The sequence below is a fragment of the Candidatus Accumulibacter cognatus genome, from assembly GCF_000584975.1.
In the GTDB taxonomy this organism is placed as follows: domain Bacteria; phylum Pseudomonadota; class Gammaproteobacteria; order Burkholderiales; family Rhodocyclaceae; genus Accumulibacter; species Accumulibacter cognatus.
Genome location: NZ_JDST02000126.1, coordinates 1 through 23464, shown reverse-complemented (window position 1 = coordinate 23464; position 23464 = coordinate 1). Strand labels below are relative to the sequence as shown.

29 protein-coding genes and 1 pseudogene are annotated in these 23464 nt (G+C 62.6%); 10 read left to right on the top strand and 20 right to left on the bottom strand.

Translation table 11 applies throughout. The features are described from left to right. Window positions 1-53 precede the first annotated feature (53 nt). Both AW06_RS21270 and AW06_RS21265 read right to left on the bottom strand, forming a co-directional pair. Entirely contained in the window at window positions 54-560 is a 507-nt protein-coding gene (locus tag AW06_RS21270) for a tyrosine-type recombinase/integrase (protein WP_273704903.1), read from the bottom strand. Continuing rightward, entirely contained in the window at window positions 517-879 is a 363-nt protein-coding gene (locus tag AW06_RS21265; protein ID WP_273704902.1) for a site-specific integrase, read from the bottom strand. The genes AW06_RS21270 and AW06_RS21265 overlap by 44 nt, the downstream gene beginning before the upstream one ends. A 266-nt stretch (window positions 880-1145) precedes the next feature. Between AW06_RS21265 and AW06_RS18900 the strand changes: the two genes are divergently transcribed. Then, on the top strand, window positions 1146-1439 hold the full coding sequence (locus AW06_RS18900) for a DUF6516 family protein (RefSeq protein WP_034953501.1): 294 nt from the start codon (window positions 1146-1148) through the stop codon (window positions 1437-1439). Continuing rightward, on the top strand, window positions 1436-1789 hold the full coding sequence (locus tag AW06_RS18895) for a MarR family transcriptional regulator (RefSeq protein WP_034953486.1): 354 nt from the start codon (window positions 1436-1438) through the stop codon (window positions 1787-1789). Before AW06_RS18900 ends, AW06_RS18895 begins: the two co-directional genes overlap by 4 nt. Before the next feature lie 148 nt (window positions 1790-1937). Here AW06_RS18895 and AW06_RS18890 read toward each other — a convergent pair whose 3' ends face one another. From AW06_RS18890 to AW06_RS18875, 4 genes are all read right to left on the bottom strand, one after another. Then, window positions 1938-2237 (bottom strand): BrnA antitoxin family protein, encoded by a 300-nt coding sequence (locus AW06_RS18890; protein WP_034953484.1) that lies wholly within the window; start codon window positions 2235-2237, stop codon window positions 1938-1940. A 4-nt stretch (window positions 2238-2241) separates the two neighbouring features. After that, window positions 2242-2547 carry a BrnT family toxin gene (locus AW06_RS18885; protein ID WP_034953481.1) on the bottom strand — a complete coding sequence of 102 codons (306 nt, stop codon included), beginning with the start codon at window positions 2545-2547 and terminating at the stop codon, window positions 2242-2244. Between the two features lie 404 nt (window positions 2548-2951). Continuing rightward, window positions 2952-3368, bottom strand: coding sequence for a transposase (locus tag AW06_RS21260; protein ID WP_273704901.1), 417 nt, complete (start codon window positions 3366-3368; stop codon window positions 2952-2954). A 15-nt stretch (window positions 3369-3383) separates the two neighbouring features. Continuing rightward, on the bottom strand, window positions 3384-4373 hold the full coding sequence (locus AW06_RS18875) for a phage integrase N-terminal SAM-like domain-containing protein (protein WP_273704900.1): 990 nt from the start codon (window positions 4371-4373) through the stop codon (window positions 3384-3386). Between the two features lie 194 nt (window positions 4374-4567). Between AW06_RS18875 and AW06_RS21255 the strand changes: the two genes are divergently transcribed. The 3 genes from AW06_RS21255 (at window position 4568) to AW06_RS18855 (ending at window position 7729) form a co-directional block, all read left to right on the top strand. Further along, window positions 4568-5218 carry an SGNH/GDSL hydrolase family protein gene (locus AW06_RS21255; RefSeq protein ID WP_138679184.1) on the top strand — a complete coding sequence of 217 codons (651 nt, stop codon included), beginning with the start codon at window positions 4568-4570 and terminating at the stop codon, window positions 5216-5218. Between the two features lie 810 nt (window positions 5219-6028). Beyond that, entirely contained in the window at window positions 6029-6523 is a 495-nt protein-coding gene (locus tag AW06_RS21250) for a M15 family metallopeptidase (protein WP_138679185.1), read from the top strand. Between the two features lie 114 nt (window positions 6524-6637). Beyond that, complete coding sequence (locus AW06_RS18855; protein ID WP_273704899.1) at window positions 6638-7729, top strand: nitronate monooxygenase; 1092 nt, start codon at window positions 6638-6640, stop codon at window positions 7727-7729. A gap of 335 nt (window positions 7730-8064) precedes the next feature. Here AW06_RS18855 and AW06_RS21245 read toward each other — a convergent pair. The 11 genes and pseudogenes from AW06_RS21245 to AW06_RS18805 all read right to left on the bottom strand — a co-directional run. Beyond that, window positions 8065-8184 (bottom strand): annotated as a pseudogene (locus AW06_RS21245) (IS3 family transposase); the annotation flags it as partial. A gap of 65 nt (window positions 8185-8249) precedes the next feature. Further along, the gene (locus AW06_RS18850) at window positions 8250-9104 is read right to left on the bottom strand and encodes an FkbM family methyltransferase (protein ID WP_034953467.1); all 855 of its coding nucleotides are present in this window, start codon (window positions 9102-9104) and stop codon (window positions 8250-8252) included. Window positions 9105-9353: 249 nt separating this feature from the next. Beyond that, window positions 9354-10268: an MBL fold metallo-hydrolase gene (locus AW06_RS18845; RefSeq protein WP_034953464.1), complete on the bottom strand. Its 915-nt coding sequence runs from the start codon at window positions 10266-10268 to the stop codon at window positions 9354-9356. Further along, window positions 10268-10459, bottom strand: a complete 192-nt coding sequence (locus AW06_RS18840) for a DUF1289 domain-containing protein (RefSeq protein WP_034953462.1) — start codon at window positions 10457-10459, stop codon at window positions 10268-10270. Before AW06_RS18840 ends, AW06_RS18845 begins: the two co-directional genes overlap by 1 nt. 2 nt (window positions 10460-10461) lie before the next feature. Next, complete coding sequence (locus AW06_RS18835; RefSeq protein WP_034953460.1) at window positions 10462-10710, bottom strand: DUF1289 domain-containing protein; 249 nt, start codon at window positions 10708-10710, stop codon at window positions 10462-10464. Continuing rightward, window positions 10707-11630, bottom strand: a complete 924-nt coding sequence (locus AW06_RS18830) for a hydroxymethylglutaryl-CoA lyase (RefSeq protein ID WP_034953458.1) — start codon at window positions 11628-11630, stop codon at window positions 10707-10709. Before AW06_RS18830 ends, AW06_RS18835 begins: the two co-directional genes overlap by 4 nt. Then, window positions 11627-13657: an acetyl/propionyl/methylcrotonyl-CoA carboxylase subunit alpha gene (locus AW06_RS18825; protein WP_034953456.1), complete on the bottom strand. Its 2031-nt coding sequence runs from the start codon at window positions 13655-13657 to the stop codon at window positions 11627-11629. The genes AW06_RS18830 and AW06_RS18825 overlap by 4 nt, the downstream gene beginning before the upstream one ends. 57 nt (window positions 13658-13714) lie before the next feature. Beyond that, a complete protein-coding gene (locus tag AW06_RS18820; RefSeq protein WP_034953453.1) occupies window positions 13715-14509 on the bottom strand; it encodes an enoyl-CoA hydratase/isomerase family protein in 795 nt (264 codons plus the stop codon). 10 nt (window positions 14510-14519) lie between these two features. Then, entirely contained in the window at window positions 14520-16139 is a 1620-nt protein-coding gene (locus AW06_RS18815) for a carboxyl transferase domain-containing protein (protein WP_034953451.1), read from the bottom strand. Next, entirely contained in the window at window positions 16139-16336 is a 198-nt protein-coding gene (locus tag AW06_RS18810; RefSeq protein ID WP_034953449.1) for a hypothetical protein, read from the bottom strand. Before AW06_RS18810 ends, AW06_RS18815 begins: the two co-directional genes overlap by 1 nt. 785 nt (window positions 16337-17121) lie before the next feature. Continuing rightward, entirely contained in the window at window positions 17122-17823 is a 702-nt protein-coding gene (locus tag AW06_RS18805; RefSeq protein WP_034953446.1) for a hypothetical protein, read from the bottom strand. 452 nt (window positions 17824-18275) lie between these two features. On the opposite strand from AW06_RS18805, the gene AW06_RS18800 reads away from it, so the two are divergent. Next, window positions 18276-18914 (top strand): potassium channel family protein, encoded by a 639-nt coding sequence (locus tag AW06_RS18800; RefSeq protein WP_337958807.1) that lies wholly within the window; start codon window positions 18276-18278, stop codon window positions 18912-18914. A gap of 127 nt (window positions 18915-19041) precedes the next feature. Here the strand turns inward: AW06_RS18800 and AW06_RS18795 are convergent, their stop codons facing one another. Then, a complete protein-coding gene (locus tag AW06_RS18795; protein ID WP_138679067.1) occupies window positions 19042-19299 on the bottom strand; it encodes a type II toxin-antitoxin system VapC family toxin in 258 nt (85 codons plus the stop codon). A 156-nt stretch (window positions 19300-19455) separates the two neighbouring features. On the opposite strand from AW06_RS18795, the gene AW06_RS18790 reads away from it, so the two are divergent. Beyond that, a complete protein-coding gene (locus tag AW06_RS18790; protein ID WP_034953443.1) occupies window positions 19456-19641 on the top strand; it encodes a hypothetical protein in 186 nt (61 codons plus the stop codon). Beyond that, on the top strand, window positions 19638-20597 hold the full coding sequence (locus AW06_RS18785; protein WP_034953440.1) for a hypothetical protein: 960 nt from the start codon (window positions 19638-19640) through the stop codon (window positions 20595-20597). Before AW06_RS18790 ends, AW06_RS18785 begins: the two co-directional genes overlap by 4 nt. Window positions 20598-20677: 80 nt before the next feature. Here the strand turns inward: AW06_RS18785 and AW06_RS18780 are convergent, their stop codons facing one another. After that, a complete protein-coding gene (locus tag AW06_RS18780) occupies window positions 20678-21112 on the bottom strand; it encodes a hypothetical protein (protein WP_273704898.1) in 435 nt (144 codons plus the stop codon). A 101-nt stretch (window positions 21113-21213) separates the two neighbouring features. Here AW06_RS18780 and AW06_RS18775 point away from each other — a divergent pair, with 101 nt between their 5' ends. Next, window positions 21214-21591, top strand: a complete 378-nt coding sequence (locus tag AW06_RS18775) for a hypothetical protein (RefSeq protein WP_034953435.1) — start codon at window positions 21214-21216, stop codon at window positions 21589-21591. A 485-nt stretch (window positions 21592-22076) separates the two neighbouring features. On the opposite strand, the gene AW06_RS18765 is transcribed toward AW06_RS18775, so the two are convergent. Then, a complete protein-coding gene (locus tag AW06_RS18765) occupies window positions 22077-22538 on the bottom strand; it encodes a hypothetical protein (protein ID WP_034953432.1) in 462 nt (153 codons plus the stop codon). 220 nt (window positions 22539-22758) lie between these two features. On the opposite strand from AW06_RS18765, the gene AW06_RS18760 reads away from it, so the two are divergent. After that, the gene (locus AW06_RS18760) at window positions 22759-23409 is read left to right on the top strand and encodes a hypothetical protein (RefSeq protein WP_273704897.1); all 651 of its coding nucleotides are present in this window, start codon (window positions 22759-22761) and stop codon (window positions 23407-23409) included. The last annotated feature ends 55 nt before the right edge of the window (window positions 23410-23464 follow it).

Below are 23464 nucleotides of genomic sequence, written 5' to 3'. Positions count from 1 at the left end.
GCCAAGGCGCTACAGTCCCTATTGACCCTGAACTTCCAAACCTGCCAGAAGATTCAATCGTTACCGCACACGGTATAGACCAGGGTCGTCTCCAGGCGGGTGTGGCCGAGGTTCTGCTGGATGACACGGAGGTTGACGCCCGCCTCGAGCAGGGGGGTGGCATAGGAGTGCCTCAGCGTGTGGACCGACACCGCCCGCTTGGGGATTCCCGCTGGGCTCTTCGCTGAACGAAGCGCCCCTTGAACACGGCTGATCGCCATCGGTGTCGTCGCGCTGGCCGCCGAGCGACTGTCGCGCCCATAGGCCGGAAACAACCGTTGCGGATGGCGATGGCTGCGCCAGTGCTGGCGTAGCGTCTCCAGTGTGGCGCGCGGCAACGGCACGAAACGATCCTTTGCTCCCTTGCCCCGGTGCACGTGGATCATCATGCGATCACTGTCGATGTCAGAAACCTCCAGGTAAAGCGCTTCCTGCAACCGAAGCCCGCAGGCATGGACCGTACTGAGATAGGCCCGGTTATGCGGCGTCCGCACACCGGCCAGCAGCGCGCACTTCTTCACGACTCAACACTGCCGGCAGGCGCGATTCGCTCTTGGCACGCAGGAAGTTGAACAGATTCCAATCGCGCTGGAGAACCTTCACGAAGTAGAAGCGGATACCGCAGTAGCCGATGCGCAGCGTGTTGGCCGACCAGTGATCGACGTTCCGCCGGTGCAGGAAATAAGTTTCAAGCTCCGTTTCGCTGATCTCCTCCGGGGACTTGCCCCCGTGGAACTCGCAGAGCATGCGTAGCGCCCGGCTGTACGCCTCCTGCGTCCGCCCGGCCTTGCCGTTGAGCGCCAGGGCATTCATTGATTTCTGATACCAGTCTGTCATCATGACGTCTCTCCTCGGAAAAAGTGGGAAGCCGCCGCGACGCGGCGGTCCGAGGAGGAAAGCAGAAATCTGGAAGTCCGGCCAGACGTCGGGCCGGCTCCGTCAATATACGAAGTACGATTACGTCAGTGTGCGCAACAGCCTGCCGCGCAGCGGCTTACTTGAACCAGCCGTTGCAGCGGACGGCGCTAGCGCGCTGCCGTTGAACGGCAAATCGTTAGGCGGCACAGGGCACCCTTCGCTGGACTCCGGCGTCGTGTATTGCTATGATGCAATACATGAAGGCAGAGTTGCTTGCACGCACCAAGGAAATCCGCGACGACGGATCAATCGTTGAAGTGGTCATCTGGAGTCTTCCGGAACCTCTGCCGCCAAGTGTCCACGGCTTCAAGTACAGGCTCTACTACGGGCAGGCAGGTGTAGACCGCGTCCGCTACGACAACGAACGCGGCAAAGGTGATCACCGCCACGTGAACGGACTTGAGCTTGCCTATGTGTTTGAGTCGCTTGACAAGCTGCTCGATGATTTTGAACGCGACGTCCAAGAATGGAGAGCACCATGAAGGCCATCATCGAAGTCTCCAAGCGCGGATCTGCAGTGCGGAGCGCCCGCGCACAACTAGCTGCCAGCCGTCGCGGTACTTCACCAGACTTCAAGCTCAGCTTCGAATCAGCACGCATGCTCTTCTCTGAGCTCACTCCCGCCCGAGTCGATCTCCTGGATACCCTGCGCCGTGTTGGGCCGTGCAGTGTCTATGCCTTGGCAAAGGCTGCTGAGCGCAACTACTCGAACGTCCATACAGACGCGACGCGACTTGAAGAGCTTGGCCTGATTGAGCGGAACGAAGAGGGACAGGTATCAGTACCGTACGAGTCGGTCGAAATACTTGTCCCACTGGCGCAAGTGGCGTGAGTGCCGCCTAACCCCTCGCTCAACCCCCGACTCGCTACGGCAGGCACTGTAAGCCCGGCCTGCGCCAGTCGTAGCATCGTCGCAGTTTGGGCTTACAGTACCTGCCTCCGCTCGCGGGGTTAGCTCGAACGTTATGCCTCAGCAGACATTACTCACAGGAGTGAGTCTTGAGCCAGTCGCGTAGCGCCGCGTTCATCCGCGTCTGCCAGCCCGGACCACCTGCGCGGAAGGCCGCGAGAACGTCGCGGTCGAACCGAATGGTGGTCGACTCTTTGTCGCCGCCTGTCGGACGCCCGCGCTGCTTCCGGTATACCTCAATCCCGGCCTGCATTTCTTCGCGCGTCAGCGGCCGTTCGTCTTCGTTCTTACCGTCCCAAACGTATGGGGTTCCGGCACGCACTTTGGTCACGTCAGTCTTGCTCTCGCCGCGATTGCGAGCGGCACGCATCCTATCAGTTGTCGTTGAAGTCATTTTCGAGCCAGCCATGGTAAGCGCTCCTTTCCTCTTCGCTCGCCGGGCGGAAACTCACGATCCGCACGGCGTCTTCGCGCGCCACATGCACAACCGTCAGCACTGCCAGCACATCAAACACGTAAGCGAACGATTGCGTCCGCTGTTCGCCGCCTCGCACACTCTCAACGTCAAGGCGATAGGGACTCTCCAGCACCATCACCGCATCGGTAAAGTCCAGTCCATGCTTGTCGAGGTTCGCTTGCCGCTTCCCATCGTCCCAGAGAATGTGCGTACATATGACCATTATCGTAGTAACAACAATTCAAGGAGTCAAGAATTTTCGTTACTACAGCGCCTGAGGCATAACGAATAAGCTCCACAGCGTATCAACAACGTTCATATTCATGATTCAGGAAGATACAAGGATAGATCGTGCGAAGCCACGATCTATCCGTTGGTTGGACGAGCCCGGGCCGGAGCGCGAGGCTCCCCCCTGCAACGATCTTTTCTGGATTGACCCCATCGGCATGAACGCCGGTGGGGCGGGAGCGGAAAGTTTTGGCGCGCCGCCGCCTGCGCGACGCCGATCTCCCGAAAGCGGCCGTTTTCGCGTCCCGGCCACCCCTTTCCGGGCGGCCGCATCACTCAGCTTGGGGAAACTGAAGTCCCGAATGCGGCCGGGCAGCGCTGAGGGCTCGGCTTACATGATCAGAGGGCGACCCCGATGCGCGGCACGACCGCGACGACTGCGGACGACATCGCCCGAATCCGCGTCCTGACGATCGCCATCTCGGCGCCACAGCACGAGCAAAGCATCGGTGGCCGCTCCTTGCGCGGGGGCTTGAAGCGGTTCGGATCGAACGTCAGCAAGAGAGGCAGCAAGCCGAAATGGCGAGCGCGGCGAAAGCCCTTGGGCAGCACGTACTGGAGAATCCGCCAGCGGAAATCAACACCGGTAAGCGAGCGCTTTTCCGACTTGCCGGTTTTGGCGTGGCGATAGCGGAAGCTCACCCGGCCATTCGCGCAGGCGAGGATGTCCTGTTCACGGATGACGCCGCGGTAGAGGTAACGACCGAGGGAGATCAGGGCCTTCTCGCCGCTGCCCACCGATTTGCAGTGCGCCACCCATTCCCGCGGATATCACGCCGGCAGGCCAATGCCGGCCGCCTCGATCGCCGCCAGCATTCTTGCCCGAAAGACCTGGGCCATTGCCTTCTCGTTGAACAGGTAGGGGCCGTTCTTGCCGCGCCGCTTGCGTCGCCCCGCGGCTTCGCCGCATCGACCGCCGCCGCTGGGACGACGAGATGGACAGGCGGGTGGAAGTCGAGCCGACGCGAGTGCGTGTGCAGGACAGCGATCGCCCCCGGCGTCCCCTGCAACTGCCGGTCGTTCTGACTGAAGCGGTGCACCGTTTCCCAGGCGCAGCGCATCCAGGAATCGAAGACGACGTCGGCGTGCGCCGCAGCGAGTCCGCGCCATTCGGCCGGCAGCGTGAAGCGGTGTCCTGGCTGCGCGTGCACCCGCCAAGCCGCCGTGCCGATGGGGAAACCGCAGAACGGGATGGCGGTGGCGCGGCCAGAATCGGCGCAGGAGTGGGTGAGTGGCCGTCGGCAGCGGCACCAGCCGATCCTGCTTGCCCTGGGCATCGCGGATATGCACACGCTCGCGCGCGCCGTCGATGTCGGCGACCGTCCGCCGCAAGCCTTCGCCGAGGCGCAGGCCGAGACGGTAGGGCGTGAAGAAGAAAACGCGGTCACTGAGCCCCTGCGTCGCGAGAAAGATCCGCTCGCTCTCCTCGACCGTGACGAGGTCCGGCCAGCGCTGTGAGCGCGGCCGCTTGATCAGACCGGATGCCCCCCAGGGTTTCTTCAGCACGTGCTCCCAGGGGAACTGGAGCCCGTACAGATCGAGCTTGACCGAACTCCAGGAGGGCGTCTCGCGCAGGTCGGTGAAGTCATCCCCCCGGTCGACCTCGCTCAGATCGTCGATCGGATGAGCGAAGTAATCTCCTCCCCGGCGGATGGTGCGCGAATACGCCTCGATCGTCTTCAGCGGCAAGCCCTTGAGCTTCAGGTGCTTCAGGTGCCGCTCGTCGTTCTTCTCAAAATCGCTTGCTGCGACCGCTGACATGTCTTACTTCTTGCGGTAACCTCGCATTGGTGATGAATTTCCCTCCGATGAGGGGCGAGGTCACCTCTTGACTTCAACACGACGACAGCGCCGCAGTTTCCTCCGCGTAGCGGCTTCGTCCAACTCTGCATTTCAGCGGACTCGCTTCGTTCGCCGCTGAATTTGGACGTTAGAGCACATATCCCGGAGCCACCATGCAGCACATCCTTGTCTACTCTGATTCATTGTCCTGGGGCATTGTCCCAACGACACGAAAGCGCCTGCATTTCGAGCAACGCTGGCCGGGGGTCATGGAAATATCCCTCTGTTCTTCTGGTCAGAAAGTTCGGGTCATCGAGGATTGTCTGAACGGTCGGCGCACCGTATGGGATGATCCCTTCAAACCAGGACGGAACGGTCTCGTCGGGTTGGCTCAACGAATCGAAATTCACTCGCCGCTTGACCTTGTTGTGCTTATGCTCGGAACAAACGATTTCCAGTCCATGCACGAGTACAACGCCTGGCATTCATCTCAAGGCATCAGTGCGCTCGTATCGGCTATTCGTACTGCACCTATCGAGCCGGGCATGCCAATGCCACAAATTCTGGTGGTTGCGCCGCCTGCCATCCGAATGCCAAAAGGACCGATTGCGCCAAAATTCGAGGGCGGCGAAACCAAGTGCATTGGATTGTCCGCTGCCTACCAGTTGGTGTGCGAAGAGGTTGACTGCCATTTCTTCGATGCTGGCAGCGTAATCACATCGAGCAATGTGGATGGTGTGCATCTTGATCTTGAGCAGCACTGGGCCCTTGGTAACGCAGTGGCCGAAGTTGTTCAACCGCTGCTCTCAAGAAACGTGCTCTAAGCCTGCGCTCAACCGGACACTGCGCGATAAAGCCGCGCAGCGCCCCTGAGCTTCGACGGGCATTCCGATGGTGCTGGACCGTGTTCCCTACAGCACGCCATCGCGCAAGTCGTCTCGGCGCCATGGGAACCGCACTTTCACCCCCGGAGCTACGGATTCCACCCGAAGCGCCCGGCCGGCCCACCAGGCCGTCCGTGCCATCCTGGCCCCTATCCGAGCCGGCTACCGCGGGAGGTGGAGTGGGACCTGCCAGCCTTCTTTGGCCGGGTGAACGCGGATCGACTCCTGGCGCGGCTGAAAACCCCTTGCCCGGATGCCGAGCTGCTCCACCTGATCAATCGCTTCCTGAAGGCGAGCGTGGGCATCGAGAGTCCGACACCCCCCACGCCTCTCGGCGTGCCGCAAGGCGGCTTGCGCTCGCCCGTGCTGGCCAGCGGGGTGCTGGAGGTACTGAGCCCTGCGCGTGACCTCGACAAGGGGGTACGATGCAAGTTACGCTGCGATCTCTGGAAACGCTGGGGACGAACGGGCTACCGGGAATGGCGCGAACGCGGCGTGTCGGACCGCGAAACGCGGACACCAGCAAGTCCGCAAACGGTCCGTGGCGGGTGTCGCAAACACCGGCCTTGTAAATCGCGCTCCCCCTTGCGCTTCTTCGAACAAAGGGGCCTACCGAGCCTTGCACCGCGGCAGGAATTGGCTTCATCGAACCTCCGGACACGTGACCCGTTCTTCCGGTGGAGTGTGGGAGGGGGAGGCCGCGAGGCTTTCTCTTATCCCGCTTGGGCCTAAAACACAAAGGAGTGAGCCATGAACGAGGCAGATCGAAAAAAGCGGAACGCAGATCGGCTTAAAGAGTTGTATCCGACCTTTCGCACCAGACTGAAAAGCGTCATCTCCACACTTGAAGCTGCTGGACTGCGTCCACGCATACAAGATGCGTGGCGTTCGCCTGCTGATCAAAAGAAGGCTTACGACAGCGGGCATTCAAAACTTCTCTATGGGTTTCATAACGTCACGAGTTCCACTGGCACCCCCGAGTCGCTCGCGGTTGATCTCCTCGACGATGATTCTCCGGTAAACCCTGGAAAGCCCTATCTTCTGCAACTGGCGGCCGCTGCCGAGAAAGCCGGTTTGGTAACAGGCATTCGCTGGGGGGTTCCTGCCAAGCTTATTCCAGGCATAGATACCGCCATTGCAAATAAGGACTGGTCTGCGCCGGTTAAGGTAGGCTGGGACCCAACACATGTTCAACCAACAGATGTCACTGTTGCCGAAGCAAAAGCTGGCAAACGTCCGGCTTAGGCCCAGCAAGGCGCTGCAGCCGACGTATTCGTCACCGCTTCGCTGCGTCAAAAATACGCGGCTGAGCTTCGGCGTTAGCGTGCGGCGCATACCGTTTTCACAGGAGGTGCGCAGATGATCTTGCAGAAACTCCTTCGCATAGAGATCCCGATCATTCAAGCCCCGATGGCGGGGGTGCAGGGTAGCGCCTTAGCCGTTGCGGTTTCTAACGCGGGCGGGCTGGGCTCGCTCCCCTGCGCCATGCTCGGTGTGCAAGCCATGCGCCAGGAACTAACGGCGATCCGAGGGCAAACTACCAAACCTTACAACGTCAATTTCTTCTGTCACGCGCAGCCCGGGCCCGACGCCAGGCGCGAAGCGATGTGGCGACAGTTGCTTTCTCCTTATTTTCGCGAGTTCGGAATCGACGCGAGCGCCATTCCCGCGGGGCCGGGCCGTGTGCCCTTCAGCGCCGCAGCCGCCGAGGTGCTGGAGGAATTCCAGCCCGCCGTCGTGAGTTTTCATTTCGGCCTGCCCGCACCCGAACTGCTGGAGCGGGTACGCAGGTGGGGCGCGAAAATTCTTTCTTCCGCAACGACTGTCGACGAAGCGCTCTGGCTGGAGGCGCGTGGAGTGGATGCCGTCATCGCGCAAGGGCTCGAAGCGGGCGGGCATCGCGGTCACTTTCTGTCGGAGGACCTCGGCATGCAGGTCGGCACGTTCGCATTGGTGCCGCAGATCGTTCGGGCGGTGAAGATCCCGGTCATCGCCGCCGGTGGCATCGCGGACGCCAAGGGTGTCGCGGCAGCCATGGCGCTCGGCGCTGCCGGGGTGCAGATCGGGACAGCCTATATGTTGTGCGCCGAAGCCACCACGAGCGCGGTGCATCGCGCGGCCCTGAAAAGCGACGCCGCTCGCGTCACGGCGCTCACCAACCTGTTCACCGGACGGCCCGCTCGCGGCATCGTGAACCGCCTGATGCGCGAACTTGGGCCCATGAACCCTGCCGCCCCGGCTTTTCCTCTAGCGACGGCAGCCATCGCTCCCTTGCGCGCCCAGGCGGAAAGCCTGGGCAGCGGCGAGTTCTCACCCTTGTGGGCCGGTCAAAATGCCAGCGGCTGCAAAGAAGTGCCAGCATCGCTTCTTACCCGAGAGTTGGCAGGCGCACTCAAATATGGACGCCAACACCGCGATCCAGGGGAGGCGCCGCAAGCGGCGTGTCCCTGAGCTTCGACGTAGGCATCAGAAGTGCTCCACTGCAGCCTTCCCGCGTCTCAAACCCGTGACCTGCGATCATCTCGTAAGAAACATCATCCTGTCGACTTCCTCGCACAAGACTCTGGCGACCATGTCTCTGTCCCGACATCACGATGGACACCCAACGATCAAGAGGGACATAGTCATGAATAGCCTGCTTTCGGCTTGCACGGCCAGACTTTATTCCGAAAGTGTCGCGCACGACTCCGCTCAGCCAGATCGGCTCCTCAAGCCCCGAAATCTTGAACCGGCCACCGCCCGAAAGAGGTGGCCCCGTAGGTTTGAGCAGGAAATGCGCCTGGATCTTCGCGAGGCGTGTAGTAGGCGGTCGAACGCGCCAGCCCGCGCAGGGAGAACTGATGCGCTACCGGGAGCTTGGGGCTGCGGTCAAGCATCGTCTTGCGCTCGGCAAGCCCGCCTTGGTGAACGTTTGACCCTTGAGGGACACCCCCCGAATGCTTTCCAGACCTTGCGCTCAGGCCAAATCACGTCATTCGTCCGGTTGCTCCATACTACTTTCGGTCAATTGACCCAGGTACCTGGCGGCGAAACTGCCGCCGGTTTTCTTGTCTAGCGTCAAGAGCACCAGATGGGCAAGATCGTACGACTGCAGCAGATCGTGCGCAAGTACGGCATACTTTTTGAGTTTGGTTGCATCAAGGACATCCAGACTCATCCAGTCGCGGACATAAAGAGCATCCGACCATAGCGCCTGACGAACCCCCTGGTTGATATCGCCATTGACAACCAGGGGCTTAAATGTGCGACTGCCAAAGCCATTGAAGGCGTGAAACTGAAACCCTGCGCCCCTGAGAAAGGAATCCACGTCGGCGAACATCGGCTGCCCCTTGTACAGTTCGACGAACTCGACCTCGGTCTGTATCAGGAGCGTGCCGGAAAGTGCGCGCAATCCGTTCTGGAAGACAGCAAGCTCGCTTCCCTGAACGTCAATCTTGACGAAATCGACATCAGAGATCTCATCGATGTCGTCAAGTCGGGTGGTGTTTACCGGATGCTTGCCCACTGGCGTCACCAGTTCTGCAAGATTCTGGAACTTCTCGAGGAGTGGAGAATTGGGTTCGTAAAGCGAGCCTGTCAACACCCAGTTGGTTTCATGAAAAATCGCTGATCGTCCATCACCAACGAAGTATGGAAAAAAGCAATGCGGCTCTCCGTAACATTGTTTCAATCGTTCGCATTCTTCGAGGTTCGGCTCGAAGCCGATGATCTTCGCCCGGCCGGCATTCACCAGTGACTGATAGGGTGGTTGTTCATTCAGTGCCGCCCCGATGTCGAGTATGTTGATCCTGAGTTCCTCGGGGAAATATTCCAATAGACTCCACATGTGACTTCTGGCTCCCTGTTCAAGGATCGATTCTTGTTAGGAATGTTCAAGAAACAATTCGTGTAAAAACGAATAGTGTCTATCTGCCGCGTCGGAAGCGTCCGGCCTTGCCGCTGGCGCATCCGCGGCAGATAAACCTCGTTGGACTGTAGTGCCTCGACGACGGTACGGATGGGGATTGTAGGCGTCCCGTGCCCAGGGTCAAGTCACGGGGCCAGGACACGAACTCCCGGATGTCCGCACTTGCACTTAGACGGCCAGCAACATGCCATCGACGTCCCGCAGGGTCCCCGCCCGCATCAGGTCGCGGACCAGCCATTGCGCGAGCACCCCGTTGCTGTGGTTCAGATAGCGAGCGTTGACGCTCCGACAGAAACTGAGGCTGGCGAGAAAATCCGGGAGATCGGCGCGCGGCAGTTGCCGCCTTTCCAGCAAGGCAAAAGCGAGAATGACCCGGAGGGCATGTCTGGCCAGCAGCTCGACATTCTGTTCAAAGGTGGCCAGCCGCTGATAGGCACGCTCGAAGGCATCGGCCACCTCGACGAAGGGCGCACCGTGGCCGGGGATCACCCCATCGATCGGCAGGCGTGCCAGGACATCCAGCGTTTCACGCGCGGCCTTCAGCCCCCCCGCATCCTCCGGATGGCCCAGCAGTTCCGAGAAAATCACCCCGAAGCCGTTGCGCCACAAGGCGTCACCCGAGATCAGGAGGCGTCGCTCCGGGTTGTGAAAGGCCAGCGCATCCATGTCGTGACCGGGAACGGCAATCGCACGCCAGTTGAGCCCGCCGAGCTCGACTTCATCGCCGGCCGCGATCGTTGCATCATGGCGAAAGCGCGCGCCCGACTGGCCAAGCGGCGAGAGCAGCAAGGCCTCTTCGTCCCACTCGGCAATCGTCGCATCGATCCCCTGGGGAACGATCACCTGGCAACCGAAGGCCTCGGTCACGGCCGCGTTGCCCCCGATATGGTCGGAATGCGAGTGGGTGTTCAGCAGCCTCGTCAGCCGGCGACCGGCCAGCGTGTGTTCGAGCAGGGCGACCGTCTGTGCGGCATGCGTCACGTAGCCACTGTCGATCAGCGCCGCCTGCTCGCCTTCGAGAAAGACGATGTTGTTCGATGACAGCCAGCCGCGTTCAAGTACCCGCAGACTATCGGGAAGCATCAGCTTCGATCTGGCGAGTCGTTGTTCGGCAAGGCGTCATAGAGGGGTTCGCGGCGAAGTTCCTCGACGACGATTCCTTGCGTGATCGACGAGACCGGCAGCGGCGGACGACCGCAGCCGAGGCAGTAACCGGAATCGGGGTCGGGCATGCAGATGCCGACGCAGAAATATTCTTCTTCAGACTCGTTCATGATCAACGATCGCAATCAGCACGGAAATCACCTCCCGACGCACAGCCGGCCGGATCGTGCTCGAAACGCCGGCGCTCGACGGCCAGCAGAATCTGCAGGCGCCGGTCATCGGTGGCGCGGCTCCAGTCGGCAATTTCATCGATCGTCCGGAAGCAACCCAGACACCAGCCGGTACGATCGTCCATTCGGCAGACATTGATGCAGGGCGAGGCAAGCCCTTGCCTGAGCAGCGTATTTCGAGCAGTGCTCATCGGGCGCTCTGCCTGGCAAGCAAGGCGCGCGCCACCTTCGACGCCGGTTGGCGGCCCAGGAAGTGCGCGATGAACTGGCTGGCGACCAGCAGCTTTTCCATATCGACTCCGCATTCAATGCCCAGGCCCTGCAGCAGATAGACCACATCCTCGCTGGCAACGTTGCCACTCGCACCGGCGGCATACGGGCAGCCACCGAGTCCGGCGATCGAGCTGTCAAACACCGCCATGCCGAGTTCGAGCGAGGCGTAGATGTTGGCGATGGCCATCCCGTAGGTGTCATGGTAATGTCCCGCCAGCCTTTCGATCGGCACCACGGCCGCGCAGGCCTCGATCATTCGTTTGATCGAGGCCGGCGTACCGGCACCGATGGTATCGCCGAGGGAGACTTCGTAGCAGCCCATCTCGAGCAGTCGCTCGGCAACCCAGGCGCTCTTCGCCGGATCGACCGCGCCTTCGTAAGGGCAGGCGACGACGCACGAGACATAGCCACGGATCCTGACCTCGAGCGCGCTGGCGGCATCGACGACGGCAGCGAAGCGCTTCAGGCTCTCGGCGATGCTGCAGTTGATGTTCTTCCGCGAGAAGGTCTCCGAAGCCGCCGCGAAAATCGCGACTTCCTGGGCGCCGGCTTCGACGGCGGCGTCGAAACCCTTGAGGTTGGGGGTCAATACCGGGTACGAGGGCGCTGGCCGACGTTGCGGGCCGGCCAGCAGCGCGCGCAGCACCTCGGCATTGTCGGCCATTTGCGGCACCCACTGCGGCGAGACGAAGGAGGTGGCCTCGATGGCCGACAGTCCGGCATCGGCAAGACGTTCGATCAGTTCGACCTTGATCGCCGTCGGAACGATCGCTTGCTCGTTCTGCAAGCCGTCGCGTGGCCCGACCTCGACCAGTTTGACGCGTGCTGGCAGGGTCATGGCTCGACCTCGAAATCGACCAGTTCGGCTGCATCGGCGACCTGGTCGCCGGCGGCATAGTGGAAGGCCTTGACGCGGCCGTTCTTCGGCGCGGTAATCGTGTGTTCCATTTTCATCGCCTCGAGAATCAGGAGCGGCGCGCCCTTGTCCACCCGCTGTCCGACCGCGGCCAGCAAAGCGATGACCTTGCCCGGCATCGGAGCGGTCAGGCCACCGCCCTGCGCGCCGCCCGCTGCGACGAGGTGCAGCGGATCGTCGCGCAGGATGACGTAATTGGTGCCATTGAGAAAAACGTGGCGTTCCTGCTTTTCGGTCACCGCGACGACACTCGCCACCAGGCGGCGATCGTCGAGTTCGACCGCCAGTTGCCCGGCGAACTGGCCGCTGTCGAGGACGCGGCCACGCGCGAGGACCGACTCATTGCCGAGTGTCAGGCGCCAGCCATCGGCGGCGTAGGCGACGAGGACTTCATGCCGGGTATCCCCGCTGCGGTAGGTCAGCGTGCGTCGCGGCTGGATGTTCAGACGCCAACCGTCGTGCAGGCTCCACGGCGACCAGGGGTCACCCGAGTGGCTGGCCCTGGCGAGCGCTGCCGCGTATTCGCGCAGCAAACCGGCGACCGCGGCGACGAAGAAAACGCTGCTTGGAGGATCGCTTTGCGCCGGGAAGAGAAAGTCGCGGCTGCGCTCGATCAGACCGGTATCGAGATCGGCGTTGGCAAAAGCCGGGCAGGCCACCAGCCGTGACAGGAAGTCGATGTTGGTACTGACCCCGACGATGCGGTAATCGGCCAGCGCCTGCCGCATGCGCCCGAGCGCTGCATGCCGGTCGATATCCCAGACGATCAGCTTGGCGATCATCGGGTCGTAGTAAGGCGTGATCTCGTCGCCCTGTTCGATGCCGGTATCGACGCGAACGTTGAGGCTCTCGGCCGGCCTCGCCAGATGCAGCAGGCGACCTGTCGAGGGCAGGAATTGCTGGTCAGGATTTTCTGCGTAGATGCGCGCTTCCAGCGCGTGCCCGCGAATGTCGAGCTGTTCCTGGCGCAGCGGCAGGGGCTCGCCACTGGCGACGCGCAACTGCCACTCGACGAGATCCTGTCCGGTGATCATTTCGGTCACCGGATGTTCGACCTGCAGGCGGGTGTTCATCTCCATGAAATAGAAGTTGCCGTCCTGTGCGAAGGTATCGCTGGCGATGAATTCGACGGTACCGGCGCCGACGTAGCCGACCGCACGGGCAGCGTCAACCGCCGCCTGGCCCATGACGGCGCGGCGCGCCGGCGTCATGCCGGGTGCCGGCGCCTCTTCGAGGACTTTCTGGTGGCGGCGCTGCACCGAGCAGTCACGTTCGAAGAGATGCACGCAATTGCCCAGGGTATCGGCAAAGATCTGGATCTCGATGTGCCGCGAACGGCGCAGGTATTTCTCGATCAGCACCTGATCGGAAGCGGATGACGAGATCGCTTCGCGCCGGCACGAGGCCAGCGCGGCGGCAAAATCGTCGCTCTTCTCGACCAGACGCATGCCCTTGCCGCCCCCGCCGGCGGCCGCCTTGATCAGCACTGGGTAGCCGATGGCGTCGGCCTGCGCGTGCAGAAAATCAGCTTCCTGCTCGTCACCGTGGTAGCCCGGCGTCAGGGGAACGCCGGCGGCGGCCATCAGTGTCTTGGCCGCGGACTTCGAACCCATGGCGCGAATCGCCGCGGCCGGCGGACCGATGAAAACGATCCCGGCAGCCGCGCAGGCGTCGGCGAAGCGCTCATTCTCGGAGAGAAAGCCATAGCCCGGATGCACCGCCTGTGCGCCGGTACGCCTGACCGCATCGAGCATCCGCTCGGCGATCAGATAGGAATCGCGGGCCGCAGGCGGACCGATGCACACCGCCTCGTCGGCGAGGCGAACATGGCGGGCGTTGGCGTCGGCTTCGGAGAAAACGGCGACGGTGCGCACCCCCATGCGACGGGCAGTGCGGATCACGCGGCAGGCAATCTCGCCACGGTTGGCAATCAGAATCTTGGTAAACATTGGGCAAAACCTTTCGCCAGCCATGGGCATGCAAACCGTCTCCGGGTAATCGCCATTTCAGTCGGCCACCCAGTTGGGCTGCCGCTTTTCGAGAAACGCCGCCAGACCCTCCCTGCCTTCGGGACTGGCACGAACGCGCGTAATGCGCCGTGCCGTCTCGTCGATGGTCTCGGCATCGATCGGCTGGCCGGCAACGATGCGAATCAGCGCCTTGCATTCGGCCTGCGCGCACGGACCATTGGCGAGCAGACTGTCGAGAATCTCGGCGATCGCCTCGTCGAGCTGCTCCTCACCGGGCACGAGTTCGTGCAACAGGCCGATCCGGTAGGCCTCGGCGGCCGAGAAGCGCTCGGCCGTCAGCATGTAGCGGCGGCTGTGGCGCTCGCCGATCGCCGCCAGCACGTAAGGGCTGATCACTGCCGGCACGATCCCCAGCTTCACTTCGCTGAGCGCAAACACCGCATCGTAGGTCCCGATGGCAATGTCGCAGGCAGCTATCAGTCCGACGCCACCGCCGTAAGCGGGTCCCTGCACACGCGCCAGCGTCGGTTTCGAGAGTTCGTTGAGTGTCGACAACAACTCGGCCAGCCTTTTCGCGTCGAGCAGGTTTTCCTCGGGAGTGCAGCCGGCGACACGCTTCATCCAGTTCAGGTCGGCACCGGCGCAGAAGCTTTTTCCGGTGGACGACAGCACGACGGCGCGAACGCGCGCGTCCGCCTCGAATTCGCGCAGGCCTTCGGTGATCTCGGCGATCAGTTGCTCGTCGAATGCGTTGTGCCGCTGCGCCCTGTTCAGCGTCAGAATGCCGACGTTACCGTCGATTTCGGTGAGAATCGATTGGTACTCGCTCATCATCGCTCCCTTACATCCGGAAAATGCCGAACCTGGTCGTTTCGGCTTCGGCATTCAACGCCGCCGACAGACCGAGTCCGATCACCCGACGGGTATCGGCCGGGTCGATCACGCCGTCGTCCCAGAGGCGGGCGCTGGCGTAGTAGGGATGGCCCTGCAATTCGTATTGCGCACGGATAGGCGCCATGAAGGCCGCTTCCTCGTCGGCGTTCCAGGCCTTGCCGGCAGCCTCCAGGCCGTCACGCCTGACGGTTGCCAACACCTGCGCCGCCTGCTCGCCGCCCATCACCGAGATGCGTGCATTGGGCCACATCCACAGGAAACGCGGCGAGTACGCCCGACCGCACATGCCGTAGTTGCCGGCGCCGAAGGAACCACCGATGACCACCGTGAACTTCGGGACCCGCGCGCAGGCGACTGCGGTCACCATCTTGGCGCCATCGCGGGCAATGCCGCCGTTTTCGTATTTGCGACCGACCATGAAACCGGTGATGTTCTGCAGAAAGAGCAGCGGGATGCCGCGTTGCGCGCAGAGTTCGACGAAATGCGCGGCTTTCAGCGAAGATTCCGAGAACAGGATGCCGTTGTTGGCGACAATGCCGATCGGATAGCCCCAGAGACGAGCGAAACCGCAGACGATCGTCGTCCCGTAGCGCGCCTTGAACTCGTCGAAATCGGAGCCGTCGACGAGGCGGGCGATGATCTCGCGAACGTCGAAGGGTTTCCTGGCATCAGTCGGGATCACGCCGTACAGTTCGTCGGCCGCGTAGATCGGTTCGCGCGGTTCGGCGAGGCTCAGCGGCGGACGCTTGCGCCAGTTGAGGTTGCCGACGATGCTGCGGGCGATCGCCAGCGCATGCGCGTCGTTCTCCGCGTAGTGATCGACGACGCCGGAAATCCGGGTATGCACATCGGCGCCGCCGAGTTCTTCGGCGGTCACCACCTCGCCGGTCGCCGCCTTGACCAGGGGCGGCCCGCCGAGGAAGATCGTTCCCTGTTCCTTGACGATGATCGACTCGTCGGACATCGCCGGCACGTAGGCCCCGCCAGCGGTGCACGACCCCATCACGACGGCGATCTGCGGGATGCCGGCCGCCGAGAGGTTGGCCTGATTGTAGAAGATGCGGCCGAAATGCTCCTTGTCGGGAAAGACCTCGTCCTGCATCGGCAGGAAGGCACCGCCCGAATCGACCAGATAGATGCATGGCAGGCGGTTCTCGCCGGCGATCTCCTGCGCACGCAGGTGCTTCTTGACCGTCAGCGGGTAATAGGTGCCGCCCTTGACCGTCGCATCGTTGGCGACGATCATGCATTCGACACCATTGATGCGGCCGATGCCGGTAATCAGCGAGGCCGCCGGCACCTCGAAAGGATGCGCCTCGCCATACATGCCGTAGGCTGCCAACTGTGACAGTTCCAGGAAAGCCGAACCGGGATCGATCAGCGCATCGACCCGCTCGCGCGGCAGCAGCTTGCCGCGCGCAAGGTGCTTCTGGCGCGCCGCTTCCGGGCCGCCGAGGGCGATCCGGTCAACCGTTGCGCGCAGGTCAACGACGATGCTGCGCATCGCTTCGACGTTGCCCCGGAAATCGTCGCTGCGAGGGTCGAGTCGGGTTTGCAGGACAGGCATCAGAAACCTCCGCCGGTCGGCCAGTGCCCGGTCCGTGGCCGGTGATCGGCCCCGGAAAACGGTTCGCCGCCGATGAGGAAAAACGGTCGCCATTTGACCTTGAAAGCCTTGCGATCGGCAAGCGGTTCGATCTTCTCCAGGCTCCGGTCGCCATAGGGCGAAGTAAAGTCGACATGGAACTCGATGTGCTGCGGCATGATTCGCTCTCCTTCTGCCGGTGAATTTCCGTGATCCCGTACCCGCGGCTGCTTTCCCACCCGGAAGTGGGATCATAACGCCTGATGGCGATCAGCGCTGCAGCGATGGGTCGAGAGGGTGCGAATGATCCGGAATTGGCGGGAAGAAAGGTGCCGAAAGGCACCTGCGGAGTTGATACGACGAGGAGCTCCCGCAATGGCTGAGAAATTTCCGCGGTATCACGGAAAGCAGCTCTGCCCGGAAACGATGCTGGCTCAGCACCACCCCACGCAAAGTCACGGGTGAGTACAAACTCGCCCGCTTGGAAGATAGGGAAGATTCGTGGGAAGATTCGTCAGTCGCTGGCACGACGCTCACATAAACCGTGCCACCCCTCGATGTCGTCGGCGCCAATCTGGACAGGGCTCGCACGCGTTCCCGGTCGAGGTCAATCAAAGCCGCGCATTCCTCACCGAAAGTCTTGTAGTGGGGAAAGTCCTGGAAGTCGCCCTGACCGAGTCTGATGTCGTCAACGAGTCTGCTTGTTCCGGAGGTGGGCAGCGCATCCAACCGGCGCCGCGTTGCTCACGCCGATCATGTCCGGGAGCGTAAACCGGTGCCGATCGCCAGCCAAGGAAACACTGAAGCAACCTTCTGGGTGCGAGTCATCTTGATCCACGAGCGAACCCAGACGTCTGTCATTTTGTGTATCCTTTCGACAACAGTGAAATAGATGTAATAAGCCACAACAAATCATATGGTTGATCTATCTTCAACATATGCTTTCGGAGTGCCAAGACCCTGCTCATCGCGGCGGCATCACTTCGTCTGTAGGGCGTAACCCTGGCTTTCCCTCACCGCTCAAACCAGGCACCCCTCGGAATTCCAAGCGGGTAAGTTCCTTCGCTAGTCGCACGACCGCATCCTTGAGTTCATCTCGGTATTCGGACCCGGCAGCCGCCAGCTTCTTCCTTAGAACGTCGGACAACTCGAACTTCTGGGCCGCAATTTCTCTGACAACATTGACAAAGACCTCTTGCGCGCAGCGACGGATCTTCATGGCTTCAGTTTGCTCGAGTTCGGTATAGCCGCGTTTCTCCTTCTCAAAGCCAAAACTCCACGAATAATCCTTTTGGAAAGGATATCCGCCGCCGATCGTGACAGCGAGCTCGTCGACGAAGGCGGTGACTTTTGCTACCCGACCGTTATCTTGGTTCAACAAAGAAGCGAAAAACGGAATCTGCTTGCGGAACCGTTCGTCAGCAGCCTTCTTTTCCGAGGCGCTACCTCCGTAATAGTAAGCGACGTCGTGCATGAGCGAGGCCAGAACGATCGCCGCCTCGATGTCTGGAGTCCTGGCACCGCTTCCGGGAAACAGCTCACCGATCTTGCGGCTAATCGTCGAAAAGGCAGGCGGCGTGCTATCGGCGTCCCAATGCTTCTGTGGGTCGAACGGTGCCAAATGCTCCGTCGGCCGCTCCTTTGCTTGGTCTCGATTCGGTTCCATCAGTCTATACTTCCTCAAAAAAGAGCCTCTTGAAACCCCCCCGCTGTGTCATGATGTTCCGCGCTGGCGGTTGGAGAAGAGGTTGGGGGCGGCCATAAGAAGTATAGGAAATCCAGCGATTCCGACAAGTGTATATGAGCCTTCACCAAGCAGCGTCAATCGCGAATTTAACCCCGGGAACCCCTGAAAAGTCATCAGAATCCCGCACTCCGCACCGTGCCTTGGGCCATCCGTCCAGCCGTTCAGGCCGGGCGGATGGCACAAGGCACGAGTCGTCCCATGACAGGCGGTGACGGCTCGTCTCGCTTCAGTCTGGACCAGCCGAGCCATGCAACAATACGTTCAACGATCCAGAGCTTTGGCAAGACCACAAAGCGATGTGCCTCGGTTTGCCTGACGACGGTCAGCGTTCAGGCGCGGTTGCCCTCCTCTATTCTGGAGCGATGATGACCATGCTGATTCTTCTCGGCCCGGCGATCGAGGACAGTGTCGGCGGTACGGGCGTGCTCGGGGGGGTCGGCCGTTCGCGTCTGCCTGTTCGTCGGCCTCTCCATTTACGCCTGGGCTACGGTCTGGCTGCTCGAACGCTGGCGCGCTTCGGGAAGCAACACATTTTTTCAAAACGGCTGATGGAGGGAAGCGGCATGATCCTGATCAATCTGGCGATCGGCTTGCTGATCATGATGGGGTGTCTGATCCTGCAGATCACATTTGCCCTCTGGAGCGTCCGCTACGCGGTGCGCCGGACGGATGAAGCCGAATCCGGCATGACACTGCTGGCGGGAATCCGCACGCTGTTGATGGCCATGGTGATCATGATGCTGGGCAATTTCCTGCAGATCATGCTGTGGGGCAGCCTGTTCTTCTGGCTCGGAGAGTTCACCGATTTCCATCAGGCCGTCTACCATTCGGGAGTCAATTTCACCTCGCTCGGCTATGGCGACGTGGTCATGAGTACCGACCGGAAGCTTCTTGGTCCGCTCGAGGCACTCAATGGCATCCTGATGCTCGGCCTCACCAGCGCGGCGCTGCTGGGCATTCTGCAGCACCTGACGAGGAACAGGCAGCACGCGCGCAACCGTCGGCATTAAGTCGCGCACGCCGCCGTGGCCTCGACGGGTGCCGGGGTTCCGGCGGGGAGCGATGATCGTCGCATCCCCTCGGCGTGGCGGCTCTGGCCAGGCGGTGCTGCCACCGAGGATCACCACAGGCTCCCGGTCAGCCCAGGACCCTGACCGTCGCCCCGTATTTCGCGAGTTTGGCGTCCGCGGTCAGCAGAATGAGCGGCTCACTGAGGCTTTGTGCGACCAGCCGCCGGTCGAAGGGGTCTCGGTGGTCGTCATCAAGCGTGAGTGCGGCGATCGCGAGCAGAGGCACGTTGGTGATGTCCAGCCACTGAAAACCCTGCGCCTCGATGGTCTCGACGAACTTGTTCAAATCCACGCGCAGGCGGCCCAGCGACAATTTGATCGCCATTTCCCAAAGCGACGCGCGGCTGACGCCCCCTGCTCGTTGCCTTCGAATACGATCGTCTATCCGTTACCCCCTTCGACGTAGTCCGCGGTTTCTTGGTGGGTAGGTGTAACGAACAACTCGTCGATCCTCGAATGTTCGACCACCCTGCCCATCCGCATGCACACGCCCTCCTTCACCGGCGAGTCGGGCCTGCAATCTCGGCAACTCCTTGAGAACGTCCTCAATGCGCATCGTGGTGACCGGATCGATGGCGATCGGGAACTCGTCGAGCAACACCTGCGACAGCGCGCTGGCGATCGTCAGGTGCTGTTGCTGACCACCAGAAGCAGGCGGCCGAAGTGATACAGGGCGTCAAGGATTCGACGCTGCGCAAGGCGATCCATAGCCAGCGTGTGCCGCAGTTGGCGCCCCTGCCTCAAGAGCGGGTGGAGTCGGCACCAGCGGGTACCATGCGTTGGTATGCGGACTCGCAGATATCTTTTCTTTCGTATAGTACGGTTGCAATGTTGATCGAGCAGATGGAACAGGCGGGGAAACCCGTGGCGTTTTTCGATGCCCAGGGCCTGCAATCGATCCAGGATTTGCTCGGCTACCTGTTCGGCGCGCTGCCCAGGGAGTCGGACCTGAAAACCCGCGTTCTCGGTTTCATCGCCAAGGACAGCCCGGTCCGAAACGCGCTGGAGGCGTTGGCGAGTGGCACCAGGACCGGCGAAGCGCTGGTATCGGCGTATTGGCGGGAGGCGTACAACGGTATCCGCAAGGCCTTGGGCGCCAGCTCGGTACCGCCGCTGCTGGTCATCGACGAATTTTCGCTGTTTTTGAAGAACATTCTGGAACGAACCCCGGAAGGGCGGGACGAAATCGATCAACTGCTCGCCGCCATGCGCGAATGGCGCGCTGCCGGCATGAAGATGCTGCTGACCGGCTCGATCGGCGTCACCGCCCTGTCGCGCCGCTATCAGCTCACCGGCGACCATCTCAATGACTCGCAGCCCTTCGACGTACCCGAACTCAGCGACGACGAAGCGCGGGAGTTCATCCGCCAGGCGGCGGAAAAACTGTCGCAAGGCCGCTGGAGAGACGAGCACACGGGCAAATTCATCGAGGAATGTGGCGTGCTCTATCCGAGTTTTCTGGTCAAGGGCCTGCTGGAGATCGGCATCCAGTCACCGCCGCCACCAGGAGACTTCGCCGGGATGTTTGCCCACTACGTGCGCCCGGTTCTGCACGACGATTTCTATAACCAGTTCAACAAGCGATTCAAGTTCTACGGCGAGATCGACAAGGATGGTCAGTGAAAGCTGGTGGTTCCGGTCCTGAAACGGATCATGGAGGCGGCGGACTGAACCCCGCTGGACGACCTCGAACTGGCCGAGGGCTACTCCCGTATCGGTCTCGCCGGATTTCTGGACATGCTGGTCGAAGACGGCTTCATCCACTTCAGCGAAGACGCCGACGCCAACCGGACCTGGCGGCCCGCCTCGCGTCTGGCCAGGCTGTGGTGGAAACGGTCGCGACTGGCATGATGGACTCGCCTGCATCCCCGCTCGTGCAGACTTTCATGACCCATCGGATGAGCGACGAGGCCATCCGGATGCTCGCCACGGGTCGCGAGAAGGAAACGGGCCGGGTGATGGACGCCGTTCGGCGCAGTCTCGCCACCGCGCCCGGCGCCTTGCAGCACGTCGTGATTTACGGCCCGCGCGGTTTCGGCAAGTCCTTCGTGGTGCGTCTGGTGCAGATCGAGACCGCGCAGCTCGCCGCCGCGCGGGGCATGCCGATCCCCTTCGTGCTCCTGCCAGAGGAGCAGCATAACCTGACGCGCAATCCGCACGCGCTGCCGGCCTATATCGCCCAGCGGATCGCCGACCTGCGCACCGGCCAGGATCAAAGCTGGTCGGGGGCCATGTTCCAGTGGCCCGACCCCGAGCAGGAACCTGCATCGTCTACTTCAACCGCTACCTCAACCGTGACCGCAAGGCCGAGGAGGTGGTGCCGCTCGACGCGACGGCGGAGGCCAAGGCGCGCGCCGAGGCCGACTTCATCGGCGGCAACCCGCGCCTGGCGCAACTGCTCGCCGACGTGCTGGAAACGCAGGATGCGCTGTCGGTGGCCGGCACCATGAACGCGCTGGCCGACAAGCTGGCCGACTACTACCGGCGCCGCATCGACGACTTGCCCGGCCTGGCCCAGGGCTTGCTCGACGCGCTCGTCCGGGGCGGCGAGCCGGCGTCGCAGACCGAACTGGCCCAGCGCGTCGGCGCGGGGGGGGATCCGACATCGCCCGGGTGATGCAGGGCTTGCAGCGCGCCGACATCATTCGCGGCCTGCCCGCGCTGGACGGCCGTGAAACGCTGTACCGCGTCACCGACCGCGTGTTCGTGCATTTCTACCGCCTGCGCCAGGGTTACCAGCTCGCGCTGAAAACGCCGCTCGCCACCATCCTCGACTTCATGCTCGCCTTCTACTCGCGCGCGGAACAGAAGGCGCAGGCCATGCAACACCTGAACGCGGGCCGGCCCGCCGAAGCGCGAATCTTCGCCGACCTGGCGCGCGGCAGCGGCGCACCGGGTACGGCGTTCAACGCCTGCGTGCTGCGTTTCGGCGCGCGCCTGCAACGGCTCGCACGCTGCTGCGGCGAAGCGATGCCGGTGCCGATCGAGCGGATACTGCGCGATCTGGAGGATCGCCCCGAAGACATTGCCCACCAGATCGACCGCTGGAAGCCGGAAACCCCCATCGCCCGGGCCGCCGGCGCGATCATCGCCGCCCAGGCGCTAGTGCGCCTCGAGTTGGTGGCGGAAGCAGACGAGCGGCTGGCCCAAGAGATCGCGGCAAATGTGGATTCGGCGGCACAGCTTCTGCTGCACGTCGAACGGGGTGTTCTCCTGTTCCATCTGAGCGGCGACAGGACCGGCGCGATTCGCTGCTGGGCGACGGCCGCTGCGGCCCTCCCGGCCGAACTGCCCGAATCCTTGCGAGCATTGGCGCTCCGCTGTCGTGCCTGGGTTCTCGGCCAGTCGGGTCGGCACGAGGAGGCCATCGCGACGGCGCGCAAGGCCGCCGAGCTGGCCGCGCGGGCGGGGGAGGTCGGCGGACAGGCCGTAGCCCTGCGGTGTGCCGCCTTTTCGCTCGGCCAGTCGGGTCGGCATGAGGAGGCCATCGCGACGGCACGCGAGGCCGCCGAGCTGGCCGCCCGGGCGGGGGAGGTCGGCGGACAGGCCGAAACCCTGCGGCATGCTGCCTTTTCGCTCGGCGAGTCGGGTCGGCACGAGGAGGCCATCGCGACAGCGCGCGAGGCCGCCGAGATGGGCCGCGCGTGCGGGAGAGGTCGGCGAACAGGCCGTAGCCCTGCGACTTGCCGCCCGTTCGCTCGGCGCCTTGGGTCGGCACTGAGAGGCGGTGTCCGAGGCCCTGCGGTAGTTCGCCTTGGCGCAATCGATATCGGATGGCTGGGCGATGCAATATGCGGCATTTGCCGCGATCGAGTCGGCCGCGCACGTGTCCTCACCCGAAGCCATCCAGGCTTTTGCCAGTTGGGTGGACAGGCACGAGAAAACGCCGCAAAAAGATCAGAGGCCCGTGTGGACGCTCTGGCTCGGAGAGCTGTTCGAGGCCGCGACCCGTGCGCGTGCCTGGGAAGGGCTGGATGCACTGCTGGCTGCTCATGCGGACCGTCTGGCTGGTTCCCACTTCTTCGACGACGGCGCCATCGGTGCGGCCGTCGCACGGGTGGCGGCGGCGGAAGGTCGGGCGGCAGGTTTCGCGGCGGCGCGCGGCATCTTGCCGCGCGTGCTTCGCCTGCCTGCCGCGCCTGGCGCCGACAGCGCTCCGGATTCCGCGCTTTCGGGGATCATCGCAGCGTTCGCTCGGGATTGCCAGGACCCAGGGCTGCTGCGCGACGTCGCGGGGCTGCTGACTCCGGAACTGGCTGCCGAAGCGCCGCAGCAAGCAACCCTGCTGCGGACGCTGGCGCAAGTGGACGAAGCCAGGAACCCGCAAGCGGTCCTGGCACGGATGGACCCGGACATCGCGCTCTGGGTGCGGCGCCTCCGCGACCTGCCGGAACCGGCCGAAGCACCGCGCCGCCGCCGGACACGGAGCGGATGACGGGGCACAGGGGCAGAGTCAGGGGGTGGTCAGATCTTGGTTGCGGCTGGGCAAT